The organism is Corallococcus aberystwythensis (genome assembly GCF_003612165.1).
In the GTDB taxonomy this organism is placed as follows: domain Bacteria; phylum Myxococcota; class Myxococcia; order Myxococcales; family Myxococcaceae; genus Corallococcus; species Corallococcus aberystwythensis.
Genome location: NZ_RAWK01000221.1, coordinates 1 through 17,327, shown reverse-complemented (window position 1 = coordinate 17,327; position 17,327 = coordinate 1). Strand labels below are relative to the sequence as shown.

The 17,327-nt window shown below is 69.9% G+C and carries 11 protein-coding genes and 1 tRNA gene; 7 read left to right on the top strand and 5 right to left on the bottom strand.

Annotated features, from left to right (window positions below; translation table 11 throughout):
• Nucleotides 1-592: anthranilate synthase component II (locus D7W81_RS30015; protein ID WP_244227520.1), on the bottom strand; the 592-nt coding region annotated here is incomplete at its 3' end.
• 125 nt (nucleotides 593-717) lie between these two features.
• On the opposite strand from D7W81_RS30015, the gene D7W81_RS30010 reads away from it, so the two are divergent.
• Together D7W81_RS30010 and D7W81_RS30005 are read left to right on the top strand one after the other, a co-directional pair.
• Nucleotides 718-803: transfer RNA gene (locus tag D7W81_RS30010), tRNA-Leu, on the top strand.
• 70 nt (nucleotides 804-873) lie between these two features.
• Nucleotides 874-1,179 (top strand): hypothetical protein, encoded by a 306-nt coding sequence (locus tag D7W81_RS30005; protein ID WP_120558827.1) that lies wholly within the window; start codon nucleotides 874-876, stop codon nucleotides 1,177-1,179.
• Nucleotides 1,180-1,182: 3 nt separating this feature from the next.
• On the opposite strand, the gene D7W81_RS30000 is transcribed toward D7W81_RS30005, so the two are convergent.
• From D7W81_RS30000 to D7W81_RS29990, 3 genes are all read right to left on the bottom strand, one after another.
• Nucleotides 1,183-2,157, bottom strand: a complete 975-nt coding sequence (locus D7W81_RS30000; protein WP_208721500.1) for an NADP-dependent oxidoreductase — start codon at nucleotides 2,155-2,157, stop codon at nucleotides 1,183-1,185.
• A gap of 133 nt (nucleotides 2,158-2,290) precedes the next feature.
• Nucleotides 2,291-5,287 (bottom strand): DEAD/DEAH box helicase, encoded by a 2,997-nt coding sequence (locus D7W81_RS29995; RefSeq protein WP_120558826.1) that lies wholly within the window; start codon nucleotides 5,285-5,287, stop codon nucleotides 2,291-2,293.
• A gap of 221 nt (nucleotides 5,288-5,508) precedes the next feature.
• Nucleotides 5,509-7,884, bottom strand: coding sequence for a MopE-related protein (locus tag D7W81_RS29990; protein WP_158621722.1), 2,376 nt, complete (start codon nucleotides 7,882-7,884; stop codon nucleotides 5,509-5,511).
• Between the two features lie 422 nt (nucleotides 7,885-8,306).
• Between D7W81_RS29990 and D7W81_RS29985 the strand changes: the two genes are divergently transcribed.
• From D7W81_RS29985 to D7W81_RS29965, 5 genes are all read left to right on the top strand, one after another.
• Complete coding sequence (locus D7W81_RS29985) at nucleotides 8,307-9,107, top strand: hypothetical protein (RefSeq protein ID WP_120558824.1); 801 nt, start codon at nucleotides 8,307-8,309, stop codon at nucleotides 9,105-9,107.
• A 79-nt stretch (nucleotides 9,108-9,186) separates the two neighbouring features.
• Nucleotides 9,187-10,569 (top strand): di-heme oxidoreductase family protein, encoded by a 1,383-nt coding sequence (locus tag D7W81_RS29980; RefSeq protein ID WP_120558823.1) that lies wholly within the window; start codon nucleotides 9,187-9,189, stop codon nucleotides 10,567-10,569.
• 129 nt (nucleotides 10,570-10,698) lie between these two features.
• On the top strand, nucleotides 10,699-12,147 hold the full coding sequence (locus D7W81_RS29975; protein WP_120558822.1) for a UbiA family prenyltransferase: 1,449 nt from the start codon (nucleotides 10,699-10,701) through the stop codon (nucleotides 12,145-12,147).
• A gap of 13 nt (nucleotides 12,148-12,160) precedes the next feature.
• The gene (locus tag D7W81_RS29970) at nucleotides 12,161-13,525 is read left to right on the top strand and encodes an FAD-binding oxidoreductase (RefSeq protein ID WP_120558821.1); all 1,365 of its coding nucleotides are present in this window, start codon (nucleotides 12,161-12,163) and stop codon (nucleotides 13,523-13,525) included.
• Nucleotides 13,522-14,259 carry an SDR family oxidoreductase gene (locus tag D7W81_RS29965; protein ID WP_120558820.1) on the top strand — a complete coding sequence of 246 codons (738 nt, stop codon included), beginning with the start codon at nucleotides 13,522-13,524 and terminating at the stop codon, nucleotides 14,257-14,259. Before D7W81_RS29970 ends, D7W81_RS29965 begins: the two co-directional genes overlap by 4 nt.
• Nucleotides 14,260-14,324: 65 nt before the next feature.
• On the opposite strand, the gene D7W81_RS29960 is transcribed toward D7W81_RS29965, so the two are convergent.
• The coding region (locus D7W81_RS29960; RefSeq protein WP_120558819.1) for a non-ribosomal peptide synthetase at nucleotides 14,325-17,327 on the bottom strand (3,003 nt) is incomplete at its 5' end.

Sequence of the window (17,327 nt, the reverse complement as noted above, 5' to 3'; positions counted from 1 at the left end):
GAGTGGGGTGCTCCCGGCTCAGGCGGACGAAGTTGGCGAGGAGCTGCCGGCCGTGGGTGGTGGCGATGGATTCCGGATGGAACTGCACGCCCCAGCGGGGGAGGGATGCGTGGCGCAGGGCCATGAGGACGCCGTCGGGGGTCCAGGCGGTCTCCACCAGGTCCTCGGGCAGCGGCCGGCCGAGGCAGAGCGAGTGGTAGCGCACCACCTGGAAGTCCTGCGGAAGGCCCTGGAAGAGGTCCGTCCCCGTGTGGCGCACGGGGCTCAGTCGCCCGTGCATGACCTCCGGTGCGTGCTGGATCCGCGCACCGTGGACGTGGCCCAGGCCCTGGTGGCCCAGGCAGACACCCAGGATGGGCACGTCCGCTTCGAGGAGCGCATCGCGGCAGACGCCGAAGTCCGCCGGGTGGTCGGGGCGGCCGGGGCCCGGGGAGATGACGATGTTGTCGAACGTGAGCTCGCGCAGCTCCCGCCACGACCGCTCGTCGTTGCGCACGACGAGGGGCTGTGTCCCGCCCACCTCCGCCAGCAGCTGGAAGAGGTTGAACGTGAACGAGTCGTGGTTGTCGATGATGAGCGTCCGCAGCCGCACGGCGCGCACCTTACCCGTCGGCGGCCGCCTGGGAGGCGCCTCTGTGGGGCGTTTCGAGCACGGCTGCCAGGCGGCCGTACCTGGTGGCCCAAGGACGGGCGGGGTCTGCTATCTTTCCGTCCATCGCACGAGTGGCGGAACTGGCAGACGCAGCGGACTTAAAATCCGCTGACTCGCAAGGGTCGTCCGGGTTCGATCCCCGGCTCGTGCAACTGAACTCCGGGGCCAGTGTCTGGCTTTCGGTCGAGCGGCCGGGATTCATCACCGTTATCCTTGCCGCCATGACGGGACCGCAAGCGAAGACGTGTGCGACGTGCGGGCGCGTCCTCGCCGCCCACGCCGTGTACTACCGCTTCAGCCTCGTGCTGGAAGGCGAGCAGGACATCCTCGACCCTTCGGATGACCTGGGCGGCAATCCTGCGGAGGCGCTCGCGGCGTTGGTCCGGCGGTTGGACGAAGGCTCCGCGGATCCAAGTGAACTGGAGGCTCAGGTGCACTGGGAGCGCACCGGGGTTGTCTGTTCTGAATGCCGCTCCGTGGCGGTGCGCATGCTCAGCCCCGCCACGGAGGACGCTGGACCGCATTGAGCGTCACTGGATGCGTATCGCGTATTTGCCCAGGTGGTGCTTGAGCACCTCCTGCTGGGCCTTCGCGGCTTCCTCCAGTGCGTAGATGCGGCCAATCTCCAGGTGGAAGGGCCCGGCTTCAATCAGCGCATTCATGCGTTTCAAGACGTCGCCGCCGGGGATGCCGTCGTAGGCCTTGGCCTGGATGCCTTCAGGGACCTTGGGCGCCGGCTCCACTCCGTTCGGCCAGACGATGCGCCCCGTCTTGCTCATGTGCTGGAGCGCTTTCTCCGCGGCGTCGCCGCTCGCCAGCACCAGCGCCGCGTCGAAGCCGTCCGGCGCGAAGTCACGGCAGGCCTTGTCGAGGTCTCCCTTGCGTCCGTCCACGGCCGCGTCCGCGCCGATCCTCCGGGCCAGCTCCACCCCGTCGTCTCCCGACGCCACCGCCAGCACCTTCGCTCCCAGCCGTTTCGCGAACTGCACCGCCATGTGGCCAACGCCACCGTTGGCTCCGAAGATGAGCAGGCGTTCTCCTGACTTGAGATGGAGATGGTCCTCCAGGCCCTCCAGCGCGGTGAGGCCATCCGCGGCGAGCGTCGCCGCCTGTTCCACCTTCAAGCCCTTGGGGATCTTCGCCGCCTGGTCCGCCTTCACGACGACGTACTCGGCGTAGAAACCTCCCTTGCTGCTCATGAACGCGGAGCCATAGACCTGGTCGCCGACCTGATGGTCCTTCACGTTCTTGCCCACCGCGGCAATCTCTCCCGCTCCGTCCGCTCCAGGGACATAGGGGAATTTCGGGCCGCCCGGGATCATCTCGGCCATCTGGCCTTCGCGCTCCATCCAATCCCAGGCGCCGATTCCCGCCGCCGCGACGCGCACGAGGACTTCGTCGTCACCACAGGTGGGGACGGAGACGGTTTTGATGCCCAGGACCTCCGGACCTCCAAAGCGGTCGAGCGCTGCGGCCCTCATCTTGTCGGGAATGGATGCTGGCATGCGGTGACTCCCTCTCGGTTGAACCTTGTTCACCGAGACGATGCGCATGCCTCGCGTGACGTTCAGTGTCACCGGCTCCACGCAGGCAAGGCAGGAGAGGGGACTGCCGGCCTCCACCCTGCCTCGGAATGGCTCAGTCCAAAAGCTGCATGAGGTCCGCGCGCGTGAGTGCGGCGCCTCCTCCCGTGGCGCCGCCGAGCGCGGCCTCGAACAGGGCCCGCTTCTTCTCCTGGAGCAGGAGGATCTTCTCCTCCACCGTGCCCTGGGACACCATCCGATAAACCATCACCGGCCGCTGCTGCCCGATGCGGTGCGCCCGGTCCGCCGCCTGGGCTTCCACGGACGGGTTCCACCACGGGTCCACCAGGAAGACGTGGTCCGCCGCCGTGAGGTTGAGCCCCGTCGCTCCTGCCTTCAACGAGATGAGCATCACGGGCGCTCCCTTGTCGTCCTGGAACGACGTCGCCACCGCGCCCCGGTTCGCCGTGCTGCCGTCCAGGCGGATGAACCCGATGTCCGCCTCGTTCAGCGCGGGCTCGATGAGGTCCAGCATCGACGTCCACTGCGAGAACACCAGCGCCTTGTGCCCGTCCGCCACCGCCGTGCCGAGCGCCTCCACCAACGCCTGCACCTTCGAGGACGTCCTCGCCTGCTGCCCCGGCACCAGCGCCGGATGGCAGGCTGCCTGCCGCAGCCGGAGCAGCGCCTCCAGGGCCTTCATCACGCTGCCGCCCTCTTCGAGCTGCGACACCACCTCTTCGCGCGTCGCGGCGTGGACCGCGTCGTAGACGGCGCGCTCCTGCTCGGTGAGGGTGACGTGCCGCACGGCCTCCGTGCGCGGGGGCAGCTCCGGCGCCACGTCGCGCTTGAGCCTGCGCAGCACGAAGGGCCGGATGCGCGCGCGCAGGGCCTCCGCGGCGCCCTTCTGGTTCTCCGACACCGGCCGGGACCAGCGCTCCTCGAACGCCTTGCGCCCACCCAGGAGGCCCCGGTTGGTGAAGTGCATCAGGCTCCACAGCTCCTCGAGCCGGTTCTCGATGGGCGTGCCGCTGAGCGCGATGCGGAAGCCCGCATCCAGTTCATATGCTGCTCGCGCCACCTGGCTGTCCGGGTTCTTGATGGCCTGGGCTTCATCCAGCACCACCGTGTCCCACGTCTTCGCCGCGAGGATGGCCGCGTCCAGGCGCAGCAGTGCGTACGTGGTGAGTGTCACGTCCGCGGACTCGTCCAGCGTGCGCCCCACGCCGTGATAGACAGACACCTTCAGCGACGGGCGGAAGCGCTTCACCTCCGCTTCCCAGTTGGGCAGCACGCTCGTGGGCGCCACGACGAGCGTTCCCCGGCCCAGCGTGCAGATGGTCTGTAGCGTCTTGCCCAGACCCATGTCGTCCGCGAGCACGCCTCCCAGCCCTGCCTGTCTGAGGAAGGTGAGCCAGCTCACGCCCTGCAACTGATACGGGCGCAGCGTCGCGGTGAGGTCCTTGGGGAGCTGGGGCTCGGGGAGTTTCTCGAAGCCCTGCACCAGGGGCGCGAGCCGCTCCATGACCGGCGGGGCAGGGTGCTCCAAAGCCTCGCACAGGCCGGTGAGTTGAGGGATGGCGTGGTTCGCGAGATGGCCGTCCCGCTCTCTCGCGGCCAGCAGGTCCGTCACGCGCTGGCCGTGGGCCTTCAGCCAGCCCGTGGGCAGGGGCGCCCAGCCTCCGCCCTCCAGCGGCACCAGCCCCAGGCCCTCCTCCCAGGCCCGCATCACCGCGCCCGCGTCCACGGTGCGCGTCACACCGGGTTCCAGGCCCTCGACCTGGAAGTCGAGCGAGAAGCCCACTCGCGGCACGCCTGCTTCGGTGGTGGCCGTGTCCAGCGTGAGCATGGGCCTGAGCTTCACGTCGGGGCTGACCACTCCCGCGGCGTTTCCCGTGAGGCCGCCGCGCCACTTGCGCAGCTTGTCCGCGAGCTGCACGGCCTCCTTGCCGTGGACCGTCACACGCCGGCCTGGCACCATGTTCAGCTCGTCGCGGAGCTGGTGGATGAGCTTCGTCTCCGTGGGCTCGTCGCGCACGGGCGCGGCGCCCTGGAGGTACACCAGCCGCCCGTTGTCGATGCGCGCGGTGGGCGGGGAGCCGTACACCAGCGTGGGCAGCACCGAGAGCCCCGTGTCGAGCTTGTCGAGCTCCAGCGAGATGCGCGGCTTGAGCGTCCGGTCGATGGGCGGCAGCCGCCGGCTCTTCACGTCCACCGGCATGCGCCGCGCGAAGTCCGGCAGCACCTTGCTCGTCAAGTCCGCCAGTTGCTCCGGGGAGAAGACGCGCTCCTGGGGCAGGTTCTCCAGCCTCGCGCCCGTGAGGGGCTGCTCGGCCAGCCGGCAGAGCGCGCCCGCGCACAGCGCGACGCCGGGGCTCACCAGCTCGTTGATGCGCGGATCCTTCTCCACTTTGAGGACGGTCTGCTCGCCCCGGTCCTCCACGGTGACGCGCGGGAGGAGCGGCTCGTTGGAGACGGCGACGAACGCGCCGTCGAACATGACCGTGCGCGCCTTCTCCAGCACGTGCAGCAGGGCGTCCAGCTTGCTCTGCGGCAAGGCGCCCCGCGTGGGCTGCGCGAGCAGCTTGTCCGCGAGGAGGTCACACGGATCCACGTGGATGCGCGCGGCCTCCACCGGGTTCTGGAGCACGGACGTGAGGCTCCGCGCCAGGAGCCGCGCGGTGTTGTCCGGCCGCACCACCAGCCGCTCCAACTGGAGCCCGCCGTCCACGCGCTTGAAGCGGTACACCAGCCGCTCCGGCTTCGGTGCCGTGCCGGGGCGCGCGGCGGTGGGAGCAGTGCCTGGACGGGCAGGGGACGCCGCCGTGGCCTTCCTTCCCTCCGCCTGCCTGAGGACGATGGCGGCGGCGATGACGTGCTCGCAGGGGTCCACCTTCCCCCGGCAGTCGCACTCCCAGATTTCGTCCTCCGGGTAGAGCGTGGTGGTGAGCGGAGTGGGGCGGCCGGGGATGCGGACGCGGAGGACGACCTCCTCCTCGTCCACGGATTGCACCGACACAACCCCCGCGCGAGACAGGGCCTGTCCGGCGGACCACGTGGCCGGGCCTGACTCCTCCCGGATGGCTTCGAGCAGTTCCGCGAGCGCCGACATACGAGGGCTGTCCCTAGCCCCGTGCCGGGCGCGGCGCAACAACGTGGCTTCCCGGGAGGACACCCGCACCGGGAGTCGCCACTTGACGGCACTCCGCGCGGCCCCTCGTATCACGGGGCCGCGCGGTCCTTCACGTCCGGGTCACGGGCGAGGCGTCCTCGGCATGTCGGGGCGGATGGCCCCTTCCCGGAGCAAAGGCCTCCGGCGGAGCGGATCCTCCGTCACCAGTCCCCGCGGCAGTACCAGGGGTGGCCTTCGTCGGTGCGGCCGTCGCAGTTGTTGTCCAGGCCATCGCAGAGTTCCTCCGCTCCTGGACGGACGGTGGAGTCGGCGTCGTCGCAGTCTTCAGCGACCTGGACATGCCCGGCAGGGTAGCCGCAGGCGTAGTGCCAGTCATAGGGATCGCCGTAACCGTCGGTGTCCAGGTCCCGGAACCAGCGGGACGGATGCCTGATATGGATATTGGTGTCGTCGCAGTCACTGGCGTTGAGCGTATAGCCCTGTGGCTGGGCGCAGGCCTGGAGGGAGGCTTGTCCATTGCCAAGTCCGTCCTGGTCCGCGTCCTGATAATAGACGGTGGGGGCGCCAATGGATGGGGTTGCGTCATCGCAATCATCGTCATTGGAGACATGGCCTGCGCTGGGCCCGCAGGACTGAACCGTGACCTGCCCGTTGCCAAGACCGTCACCATCCGCATCCTGATAATGGGTCGTGACACCCCCGACGGATGCATCATGGTCGTCGCAGTCCAAGGTGTTGTTGGGCGCGATATGGCCAGGAGGCTTCATGCACGCGAACGTGTGCCCGGCCGGACCGCACAGCCCATCACCATCGAAGTCCTGGCACCAAGGCTGCGTTGGGAGCGCCTCATCAGCCTGGCCATCGCAGTTGTTGTCCATTCCATCGCAGACCTCCGCGGCCCCGGGGCGGACGTTCGACCGGGTGTCGTCGCAGTCACTGGCGTTGTCCACGTAGCCCTGCGGCTGGACGCCGGACTGCTTCGTGTCGTTCGGGATTCCGTACCCGTCGCCGTCCGCGTCGCGGTACCAGACCGCGCAGCCGTTGTCGTCCACCGCGCCGTCGCAGTTGTTGTCCAGGCTGTCGCACACTTCCGTGGCTCCCGGGTGGATTCCCGGACGGGTGTCGTCGCAGTCGATTCCTTCCACGAATTCTTCCGAGGACGGCGTGCACGTCTGCTCGAGCTGGTCCTTGTCTCCGAAGCCGTCACCGTCCGTGTCGCGGTAGAACCGCTTCAACGGCAGACTCCGCTGCGCATGGAGAACCGGCGCGGAGACACCGCCCTGCACACCGAGCTGCCCCTGGCTGTTGTCACCCCAGGCCCAGACGGACGGACAGCCGTCATGCACCGCCAGGGCGTGGCGGGCGCCCGCGGAGATGGCGAGCATCCACTCCGTGTCCACCAGTCCGTACGGCTCCTTGTATTGAAGGACCGCCACCGGCTCCGGCCGGCGCAGGCCGCTGCCATCCCCCACCTGCCCGAAGGTGTTGTCACCCCAGGCGCGAATCTGGCCGGGGTTTCGTGCCCCCAGGAAGAGCGAGAACGCGTCGCCCGCGGCAATCGCGCTCCCCAGGAACGTGTAGCCCTGCGGATAGGTCGGGAAGGGCGTGACGGGCTGGTCCAGGCCATTCCACGTCCGGCTCGCCTGTCCGGCGGTGTTCGAACCCCAGGCCCACGGACGGCGGTCCCCCGCGTCCAGCAGCACGGAGTGGTTCTCACCCGCCGCGATGTCCACCACCAGGGACTCGAAGCGCAGAAGCGTCGGCGTCAGCACCGGCGCTTCGGTCGCTGCGTTCGTTCCCACCTGCGCGGAGGAATTGCGCCCCCAACTCCAGACGCGTCCGCTCCGGGTCAGCGCGAGGACGTGGTGCCCACCCGCCGCCACCTTGACGAACGTGTAGACGTCCTGCGGATTCGCCGCCGGGCCCGCGGGCAGGTACGTGTCCCCCGCCAAGAGCGCAGGCACCACGACCTTCACGGGGACCGGATGCGCGTTCGTGTCCGCCACCCCCTGGCCCAGCTCTCCGTCCGTGTTCTGCCCCCAGGCCCACAGGTCTCCGTTCGCGTCCACCGCGAGCGACAGGTCCTCGCGGGCCGCGATCACCTGGATGCGCGGCAACCCCGGCACCCGTGTGGGCTTGAGCAGTGGGGTCGTGGATGTCGCCACCCCCGCCTGGCCTCGTGTATTGCGACCCCAGGCCCAGACGTAACCATCCACGTCCAGGGACAGCGAATGCCCCGCGCCCGCCGCGATGGCTTTCATCGGCCGGGGCAGGGACACCGGGGCCGGCACCGGCCGTGGCGTCTGACTGGACGTTCCCTGTCCCAGCTGTCCCTCCGTGTCCCGGCCCCAGGACCAGACGCCGCCGTCCTCCCGCAGCGCCAGGGAGTGGTACGCACCGGCCGCCACCGCCTGCCGGTCCACCACGGGCGCCGCCAACGACTGACGCGCCGTGACAGCGCTTGGCTCCGGCGCATCCTGGCTCGCACCGCATCCCACGCTCAATGCCAGCAGCGTGGTCAAGCACCACTCCAGGCCCTGACTGCCCAGGTCCGCGTGCAATGACTTCCTGTTCAATGGACGTCTCCTGAATACACCCAGAAATGCCTGTTCCAGGCTCATGGGTGTGCTTCAGGGTGGAATCCCGCTTCGGAATCTGAATAAGCGCAATAGCGCCTGAAACTCGCCAGGTGGGGCTTGTTTGACGCCCCCTCGGGTCAGGTCCACCTGGCTTTTCAGAAGCGCGCTGTAACACCGGGCGATACACCCCTCCTTCCGTCCGTAACCTGTCGCGCTACATGTCCCGCGACAGCTGTGTCATCCGGGAGGGGGCTTTCCGAGGAAAGCCTCAAAACCTTGGGATGTGGCGCGGCAGGTGCATGACGTACGGACCGGAGCGCGCGTCCGGTGCTTCCCCCTGCCGTTGCTTGCCGGACCCACCGCGTCTCCACCTGATGTGAGCGAAGCAGACAGTGTCCCCCACACAGTCGAGGTCCCACATGCACCTGAAGATGACGAGTCGCCTCCTGGCGGCTGCGTTCCTGAGCCTGGTTGCTGGTTGCCAGGGTGAGCCGACGCAGGCTCCGGAAGGTTCACAGTCCGCGCAGCAGCTCTCCGCCGCGGCGGATTGCGTCCAGCGGTTTGACGGCATCACCACCTGCGCCAAGGGCAATGCGTCCCTGAGCGCTTCCGAGAAGGGCGTGCAGGTCAACGGGCTGAAGAGCCTCAAAACGGACGGGGTCTCCAGCACGTTCAATGACGCCATCACCTGGTCGCAGGATGCGCAGGTGCGCGTTGGCAGCGCCACGGGCGGCTTCGCCCTGGCCGCGCGGGATGGCGACCAGGTGGTCAGCACCCTGCGGATGATCCCCGGCAAGGACCGCCAGGTGCAGGTCACGCCGGGCTTCACCGGTTCGCCCTCCGGCTCGTTCCGGATGAACATCTACAACAATGGCGAGCTCGTCGGGACGACCGCGTCGCCGCAGGCCCGGATCATCACCTTCTACAGCTGGTGGGACTTCCTCGACTGGTATTACTGGCACTGGGACTTCTTCTCCGTCCGCTTCCCGCGGGGCGGGACCACGGGCATGGAGGGCGCCTGCGGCTGGCGCCTGAACGCGGCCAACACGACCTTCCGCGTCAGGCTCGATGACGGCAAGGAAGTCGTCGGCGACACGGCCGAGTTCATCGAGGAGATTGGCGACGGAGCCTATCCGTACCGCCACTTCTCCGGCATCGACGTGAACGCCAGCGCCACGGACTTCCTCGTCACGGGCGAGTCCTTCGGCCAGGAGAAGTAAGCTTCACCTCCACCGGGCGGGCGGCTCCTGCTTTCCGCCCGGTGGTCTGTCTTTGTCTTCCTGTTCAGGAGTCGTGACGATGCGCGTGCCCTGGTCCCTCGCTGGCATCTCCGCCGGAGCGCTGCTCATCGGCGCCGCGTGGGCCACCGTCGTCCGCCGGCCTGAACCGCTGGTGCTGGGCGCGCTGCCCCCCGTCGTCCTTCCCCATGTGGAGCAGTCCGGCGGCGCCACCACCGTGGCGGATACTGGCCGCAACGCCTTCGGGCGCGCGCCCATGAACATGCCGCGCTCGCGCTGGCCGGATTTCTTCGCGGGCAAGGGCGTCTTCGACCGCGACTGGAGCGAATCGCGCCAGCGCCCCGCCGTGGCCGGCCCGTTCTTCAGCGCCACCGGCTGCATGACCTGCCACGTGAAGGACGGAAGGGGACAACCTCCCGCGAGCCCCTCGGAGGCGCCTGTCTCGCTGGCGTTCCAGCTGAGCGCGCCCGGCGGCTCCGATCCCCACCCGCTGTACGGCATGCAACTGGACGCGCACGCCGTGGAGGGCCACGTCCCCGAAGGCCACGTCCGCGTCGACTTCGAGGAGACGCGCGGCACGTTCGCCTCCGGTGAGCCGTACTCCCTGGTGCGCCCGCGCTACCAGTTCCAGGGCCTGGTGCATGGGCCCCTGGGCGAAGGCGCCCTGTTCTCCGCCCGCGTGTCGCCCGTGAACTTCGGCCTGGGGCTGCTGGAGGCCCTTCCCGAGGCCGGCCTGCTGGCCCGCGCCGACCCCGAGGACCGCGATCACGACGGCATCTCCGGCCGGGCCAACCAGGTGCTCGACGTGGAGACAGGCAAGACTCGCCTGGGCCGCTTCGGGTGGAAGGCCAACCAGCCCACGCTGCGCCAGCAGGTGGCGCATGCGCTCGTCGCGGACATGGGCGTCACGACGACGCTCTATCCCCAGGAGCAGGGCCGTGACGCGCCGGGGGCGCCAGAGGTGTCCCAGGACGACATGGATTTGCTGATGATCTACATGCGCCTGATCGCCGTGCCGAAGCGGCGCGACTGGGAGGCGCCGGAGGTCCAGCGCGGCCACGCCGTGTTCCGCGCCATCGGCTGCGCGGCGTGCCATGTCGATGCACCCCAGGAGACGGGGCCGGTGGAGGGCTTCGACGAGGTGTCCCGCCAGGTCATCTACCCCTACACGGACCTGCTGCTGCACGACCTGGGCGAGGGCCTGGCGGACGGGCGTCCGGACGGCCTGGCCACGGGCAGCGAGTGGCGCACGCCCCCCCTGTGGGGCATCGGGCTGGTGGAGGCCGTCAACCGGCACACTCGCTTCCTGCATGACGGCCGCGCCCGCTCCCTGGAGGAGGCCGTCCTCTGGCACGGAGGGGAGGCGGCCCCCGCGCAGGCTCGCTACGTGCGGCTGCCCCGGGAGGACCGGGCGGCGCTGCTCGCCTTCCTGAAGTCGCTCTGAGGCCCGGGCGGGCAGCCCTCCCGTCCGGACGGCGGCCAGGAGGCCCGTCGACTGGAGGAGGCTTCGTCCGTCGCAGGGCACGGAACGGTGGACGCCCCGGGCCCTTGGGCTACCCTGCGGGCCCCCTTCATGCAGCCTCCAGCCCCCATCCCCGACGCTGCCTCCGACGTCCCGCTCGCGGTCGACCTGGACGGGACGCTGGTGCGCACGGACACGCTGCACGAGAACCTGCTCGTGCTCCTCAAGCACGCGCCGTGGCTGCTGCTGCTGGTGCCGCTGTGGGTGCTTCGGGGCAAGGCCTTCTTCAAGGCGGAGGTGGCCCGGCGCGCGCTGCTGGACGTCACCTCGCTGCCGTACAACGCGGAGGTGCTGGCCTTCCTGCGTGAGGAGCACGCGCGGGGGCGGCGGCTGGTGCTGGCCACGGCCGCGGACCGGAGCATCGCGGACGCGGTGGCCTCCCACCTGGGTCTCTTCGACACGGTGGTCGCCAGCGAGGCCGGAGTGAACCTGTCCGGCGCGCGGAAGCTGGAGCGGCTGCGCCAGGTGCTGGGCACCTTCGACTACGCGGGCAACGACGCCGTGGACCTGGCCCTGTGGCGCGAGTGCCGGCAGGTCATCGTGGTGCACGCGCCGGCGGGGGTGCTGCGTCAGGCCCAGGGGCTGGGCCGCCCCGTGCACCGCGTCTTCGAGTCCCCGCCGGGCGGGGTGCGCCCCTGGGTGAAGGCGCTGCGGGTGCACCAGTGGGCGAAGAACGCGCTCGTCTTCGTGCCCGTGCTTGCGGCGCACAAGGCCACCCAGGGCGGCATGGCCCCGCGCGCGGTGCTGGCGTTCATCGCGTTCAGCCTCTGCGCCTCCGCCGTGTATGTCATCAACGACCTGCTCGACCTGGCGTCGGACCGGCGGCACCCGTCCAAGTCCCAGCGGCCCTTCGCGTCCGGGGCCCTGCCGGTGCGCGCGGGCGTCGTGCTGGCGCCGCTGCTGCTGGCGGGCGCCACGGCGCTGGCGCTGACGACGCTGCCCCTGTCGTTCTTCGCGCTGCTGGCCGCGTACTTCGTGCTGACGCTCGCGTACTCGCTGCGGCTCAAGCAGGTGGTGATGCTGGACGTGCTGGTGCTGGCGGGGCTCTACACGGTGCGCATCTTCGGCGGCGCGCTGGCGGTGGGGGTGCCCACGTCGAGCTGGCTGCTCATGTTCAGCACCTTCCTCTTCCTGTCGCTGGCCCTGCTCAAGCGGCTGAGCGAGGTGCGGCGGCTGCGCCAGTCCAACGAGACCTCCGCCCACGGGCGCGGCTACCTGGCGCAGGACTACGAGCAGCTGTCGAGCCTGGGCACGGCGGCGGGCCAGGTGTCCGTGCTGGTGCTGGCCCTGTACATCACCAGCAAGGAGGTGACGGCGCTGTATGCCCATCCGGAGCGGCTGTGGCTGCTATGCCCGGTGATGCTGTACTGGGTGGGCCGCATCTGGGTGCTGGCGCACCGGGGGCTCGTGAACGAGGACCCGCTCATCTTCGCGCTGCGCGACCGGGTCAGCTACGTGGTGGGCGTGGTCGCGGCGCTGGTGTTGTGGGTGGCGACGTGACGGGAGCATGGCGATGAGCACGTCGGATTCCTGGGGCCGCTTCCCCCGTGTGGAGCAGCGGACGCGCGCGCTCGTCTGGCGCTCGGATGCGCTGCCCCGGGTGGACGGGCCCGTCCTGCCGCATGGCCTGGGGCGCAGCTACGGGGATTCCTGCCTCAACGACGGCGGCACGGTGCTTCTCACGGCGGGCCTGGACCGGCTCATCGACTTCGATCCGGCGACGGGCGTGGTGCGCTGCGAGGCGGGCGTGTCGTTGGACACGCTGCTGCGGCTGGCCGTGCCGCGCGGCTGGTTCCTCCCGGTGACGCCGGGCACGAAGTTCGTCACGGTGGGCGGCGCCATCGCCAACGACGTGCACGGCAAGAACCACCACCGGGCCGGGACGTTCGGCCGGCACGTGCGCAGGTTCGAGCTGGTGCGCTCGGACGGCAGCCGCCGGATGTGCTCGCCCGACGAGAACGCGGACTGGTTCGGCGCGACGATTGGCGGCCTGGGGCTCACCGGGCTCGTCACCTGGGCGGAGGTGCAGCTGACGCCCATCCGCAACCCCTTCGTGGTGCAGGAGACCGTCCCGTTCGAGAACCTGGACGGCTTCATGCGCGTGTCCGCGGAGTCCGAGGCGGACCACGACTTCACCATGTCGTGGGTGGACTGTCTGGCGCGTGGCCGCAAGCTGGGACGCGGCCTGTTCTACCGGGGCAACTTCGCGCCCACGCAGTTCGACCGGCTGCCCCTGGCGAAGAGCCACCTGTCGCATGGCAGCGGGCTCGCGGTGCCCATGGACCTGCCGGGCTTCTGCCTCAACCGGCTGTCGGTGTCCGCCTTCAACTTCCTGTACTACCACCGCGAGCGGACCAAGCCGTCCCCGCGGCTCGTGCACTACGACCCGTTCTTCTACCCGCTCGACAGCGTGTACGGCTGGAACCGCATCTACGGCCGCCGGGGCTTCCTCCAGTTCCAGTGCGTGGTGCCGCATGCCACGGCTCGTGACGCGCTGAAGGAGCTGCTGGAGCGCAGCGCCCGGGGCGGGCTGCCCAGCTTCCTGTCCGTGCTCAAGACGTTTGGCGACCTGCCGTCACCTGGATGGATGTCCTTTCCGCGCCCGGGCTACACGCTGGCCCTGGACTTCGCCAACCAGGGTGAAAAGACGTGGCGGCTGGTGGAGTCGCTGGACCGCGTGACGCGCGAGGCGGGGGGCGCGGTGTATCCGGCCAAGGACGCACGCATGAGCCCGGAGAGCTTCGCGGCGTACTTCCCCCAGCGGGAGCAGTTCTCCGCGTACATCGATCCCGCTTTCTCGTCCTCCTTCTGGCGCCGGGTGAACCCGGTGCCGCTGCCCCTGCCCTTGCTGGAGGGACGCCAGGTCTCCATCCCATGAAGAAAGTCATTGTCCTCGGCGCCACGAGCGCCATTGCCCAGGCCACGGTGCGGCTGCTCGCCGCGCGCGGGGCTTCGCTGTACCTGGTGGGCCGCAACGCCGCGAACCTGGAGGCGGTGGCCCGGGACGCGGCCACGCGCGGTGCGCCGAAGGTGGAGTTCCGGGCGCTGGACCTGAACGACTGCGAAGCGCACGCGAGCCTCGTGGAGCGGGCGTGGCAGGCCCTGGGCGGGCTGGACGGGGCCGTGCTGGCGCATGGCGTGCTGGGAGACCAGGCGGAGAGCCAGCGCTCGTGGGCGGCGACGGAGCTGGTGCTGCGCACGAACTTCCTCTCCGCCGCGTCGCTGCTGACGGAGCTGGCCAACCGCTTCGAGGCCCAGAAGGCCGGCACGCTGGTGGTGATTTCGTCGGTGGCGGGAGACCGCGGCCGGCAGAGCAACTACGTGTACGGCGCGTCCAAGGGCGCGCTGACCGTGTTCCTCCAGGGCCTGCGCAACCGGCTGGCGAAGTCTGGCGTGGCGGTGGTGACGGTGAAGCCCGGCTTCGTGGACACGCCGATGACGGCCCACGTGCCGAAGAACAAGCTCTTCGCCTCGCCGGAGCAGGTGGCGCGCGGCCTGCTGAAGGCCGCGGACGGGCGCAAGAACGAGGTCTACGTGCCCGGCTTCTGGGCGCTCATCATGCTCATCATCCGCAGCATCCCGGAGCCGGTGTTCAAGCGGCTGAAGCTCTAGGCCCTCTCTCCTGAGACTGACTCCACTCCGTGCCTGTCTTCCAGGCACGGAGTGGGAGGCATGCTTCAACTGCCGGTGGCCGTCCGCGGTGCGGACAGGGCCGCGCGCAGGCGGTCAACGACAGGCCCGAGGTGCGGGTCCTGCATCAAGGCGTGGTGGCCGCCAGGGACGGTGTGCACTTCCAGGCCGCCGCGGACGAGAGGCTCCCAGCCGCGGTGACGCGGGAGGGTGGCGGGGGCCTCGCCGGCGCTCAGGAGCAGGGCGGTGCCGTCGTAGGGCTTCGGCACGTACTTCTCCTGGGCGAAGAGGTTGGCCCGGTAGACGTGGAAGAGCGCACGCAGCTGGGCAGGGCCCGACTGCGCATCCAGGATGCGCGCCCGGAGGCCTTGCTGGAGCAGGTGGTCCAGCATCGCGTCGTCGTTCTGTGCCAGGGCGTCGTCCGAGGCGGAGAGTTCCTGGCCAAAGGCCGTCGCGGTGGCGTGGGCGAAGGCGATCCTCGCGCGGGCCTCGGCGTTGAGGTGCGCGACCTCCTGTGAGGGCTTCGTCAGGCCGGGCACGTGGCTGTCGATGAGGGCGAGGACATCCACCGCTTCACCCGCTTCGCGCAGCCGCTGGGCCATCTCGTAGGCGACGAGTCCGCCCAGGGACCATCCTCCCAGCTGGTAGGGGCCGTGCGGCTGCACCGTGCGGATGGCTTCGATGTAGAGGCCCGCCATCTCCTCGATGGATTCCGCGACAGGTCGTCCGTCGAGGCCGCGCGACTGGAGGCCGTAGACGGGCAGCGAGGGGCCCAGACGGCGCGCCAGCTCGGAGTAGGCCAGCACGTTGCCGCCGCCCGGGTGGACGAGGAAGAGAGGCCGCTGGCCGGGCTCTCCACGCTCCAGCGGGACGAGGGGCGTCCATGCCTGGGAGTCATCGCGGAGGATTTGGGCAAGCTGCTCGATGGTGGGCTGCTGGAAGAGGGCGGAGAGGGGAATGGACTGGCCCAGGCGCTCACGCACAGCGGCGACCATGCGCACGGCGAGCAGGGAGTGGCCGCCCAACTCGAAGAAGCTGGTGCGGACGCCGACGGAGCGGACGCCGAGGACGTCCTCCCAGATGCGGGCGAGCTGCATCTCGAGCGAATCGCGGGGCGCGACGAAGTCCTTGGCCTCGATGGCGTGGGCATCGGGCTCGGGCAGGGCCTTGCGGTCCACCTTGCCGTTGGCGTTGAGGGGCAGGGCGTCCAGCACCACGAAGGCCGACGGCACCATGTACTCGGGCAGCCGCTGCTTGAGGGTCGCCTTGAGTGCCTCGGAGTCCAGTGCGTGGCCTTCGTGCGCGGTGACGTAGCCGATGAGACGCTTGTCGGTGTCCTCGCCCCGGGCCACGACGACGGCCTCGTTGACGCCCACAACGGAGCGCAGCGCGGCTTCGACTTCACCCAGTTCGATGCGGAAGCCACGCACCTTCACCTGGAAGTCGATGCGGCCCAGGAAGTCGAGCGTGCCGTCAGGCAACCAGCGAGCCTTGTCTCCCGTGCGGTAGAGGCGCTCGCCCGGAGTGGCAGCGAAGGGATGGGGGACGAAGCGCTCCGCGGTCTGGTCGGGCCGGTTCAGGTAGCCGCAGGCCAAGCCGCTGCCTCCCACGTACACCTCGCCCGCGACGCCCACGGGCACCGGGCGCAGGTGCGCGTCGAGCACGTAGGCGGTGGAGTTGGAGAGAGGCTTGCCAATGGGCACCGCGCCTTCCACCTCCGAGCCGCGACGCATGGTGAACGTCGCGGAGAAGGTGGTGTTCTCCGTGGGGCCATAGCCGTTGATGAAGGTGGCGCCTTCGGGAATGCGGGCGAGGTGCTCCCGCATGCGAGCCGCAGGCAGCACGTCACCACCGGCCAGGAGTTGCCGCACGCCCGCGAGCGCTTCGCCCTGGTGCAGGGCCATCTGCTCGAAGAGGGCCGCGGTGAGCCACAGGGACGTCACGCGGTGGTGACGCAGCTGGGCGGCCAACTCCTCCAGTGAGAGGGAGTGGGACGGAGCGAGGACGAGCTTCGCGCCGTGCAGCAGCGCGCCCCAGATTTCGAGCGTGGAGGCGTCAAACGCGACGGGCGCGAACTGGAGCCACACCTCGTCGGACCCGAAGCGCATGAACGTGTTGCCGAGCACCAGGCGGGTGATGCCCCGGTGCGGCACGCAGACGCCCTTGGGACGGCCGGTGGAGCCCGAGGTGAACATGACGTAGGCCATCGCCTCGCCGTCCACGCGGACGTCGGGGGCATGGGTGGGGCACGCGGCGATGTCACCGGCCTGTGCGTCCAGCCAGACGCGAGTCCCCGAAGCGGGCAGCAGCGAGGCGAAGGGCTGGTGGGTGACGGTGACGCGGACGTCCGCATCCTCCAGGAGGGCGGCGATGCGATCCACCGGCGCATTGCGGTCCACCGGGACGAAGGCCGCGCCCACCTTGAGGATGGCGAGCAGCGCCGTCACCAGCTCGAAAGAGCGCTCGACGGCGAGTCCGACGCGCGCGCCGGGGACGGTGCCGAGGTTGCGCAGGTGGTGGGCCAACTGGTTCGCGCGCGCGTCCAGTTGCGCGTACGTCAGCGTCGCGTCTCCGAGGACCAGCGCGACGGCATGCGGCGTGCGCTGAGCCTGCTGCGCGAAGTGGACGTGGACCGGGACGTCCGTTGGGCTGATGGCAGCCGTGTCATTCCACTCCACGAGGATGCGCTGACGCTCGTCGCTGGAGAGGAGGGACAGCTCGGCCACGGGCTGCTCGGGCCTGACGGCCACGGCCTCCAGCAGCGTGCGCAGGTGGCCGGCCATCCGCTCCATCGTGCTTCGCTGGAAGAGGGCGGTGCTGTACTCCAGCGTGCCGCGCAGGCCGTCAGTCCCTTCCGTGAAGAAGACGCTCACGTCGAACTTGGCCGTCGACTGGGTGGACGTCAGCCCTCGCATGCGAAGGCCCGGCAGGCGCACGTCCTCGGTGGGAACGTTCTGGAGCGCCAGCAGCGTCTGGAAGAGGGGCGTGTGGCTGAGGCTCCGCGTGGGCTGCAAGGCCTCCACCAGCTTCTCGAAGGGCACCTCCTGGTG

What these genes read in the sequence shown, in the direction of transcription:
- D7W81_RS30005 (WP_120558827.1), top strand. Translation starts at nt 874, where the DNA reads ATGACGGGACCGCAAGCGAAGACGTGTGCGACGTGCGGGCGCGTCCTC.
- D7W81_RS30000 (WP_208721500.1), bottom strand. Translation starts at nt 2,157, where the DNA reads ATGCCAGCATCCATTCCCGACAAGATGAGGGCCGCAGCGCTCGACCGC.
- D7W81_RS29995 (WP_120558826.1), bottom strand. Translation starts at nt 5,287, where the DNA reads ATGTCGGCGCTCGCGGAACTGCTCGAAGCCATCCGGGAGGAGTCAGGC.
- D7W81_RS29985 (WP_120558824.1), top strand. Translation starts at nt 8,307, where the DNA reads ATGCACCTGAAGATGACGAGTCGCCTCCTGGCGGCTGCGTTCCTGAGC.
- D7W81_RS29980 (WP_120558823.1), top strand. Translation starts at nt 9,187, where the DNA reads ATGCGCGTGCCCTGGTCCCTCGCTGGCATCTCCGCCGGAGCGCTGCTC.
- D7W81_RS29975 (WP_120558822.1), top strand. Translation starts at nt 10,699, where the DNA reads ATGCAGCCTCCAGCCCCCATCCCCGACGCTGCCTCCGACGTCCCGCTC.
- D7W81_RS29970 (WP_120558821.1), top strand. Translation starts at nt 12,161, where the DNA reads ATGAGCACGTCGGATTCCTGGGGCCGCTTCCCCCGTGTGGAGCAGCGG.
- D7W81_RS29965 (WP_120558820.1), top strand. Translation starts at nt 13,522, where the DNA reads ATGAAGAAAGTCATTGTCCTCGGCGCCACGAGCGCCATTGCCCAGGCC.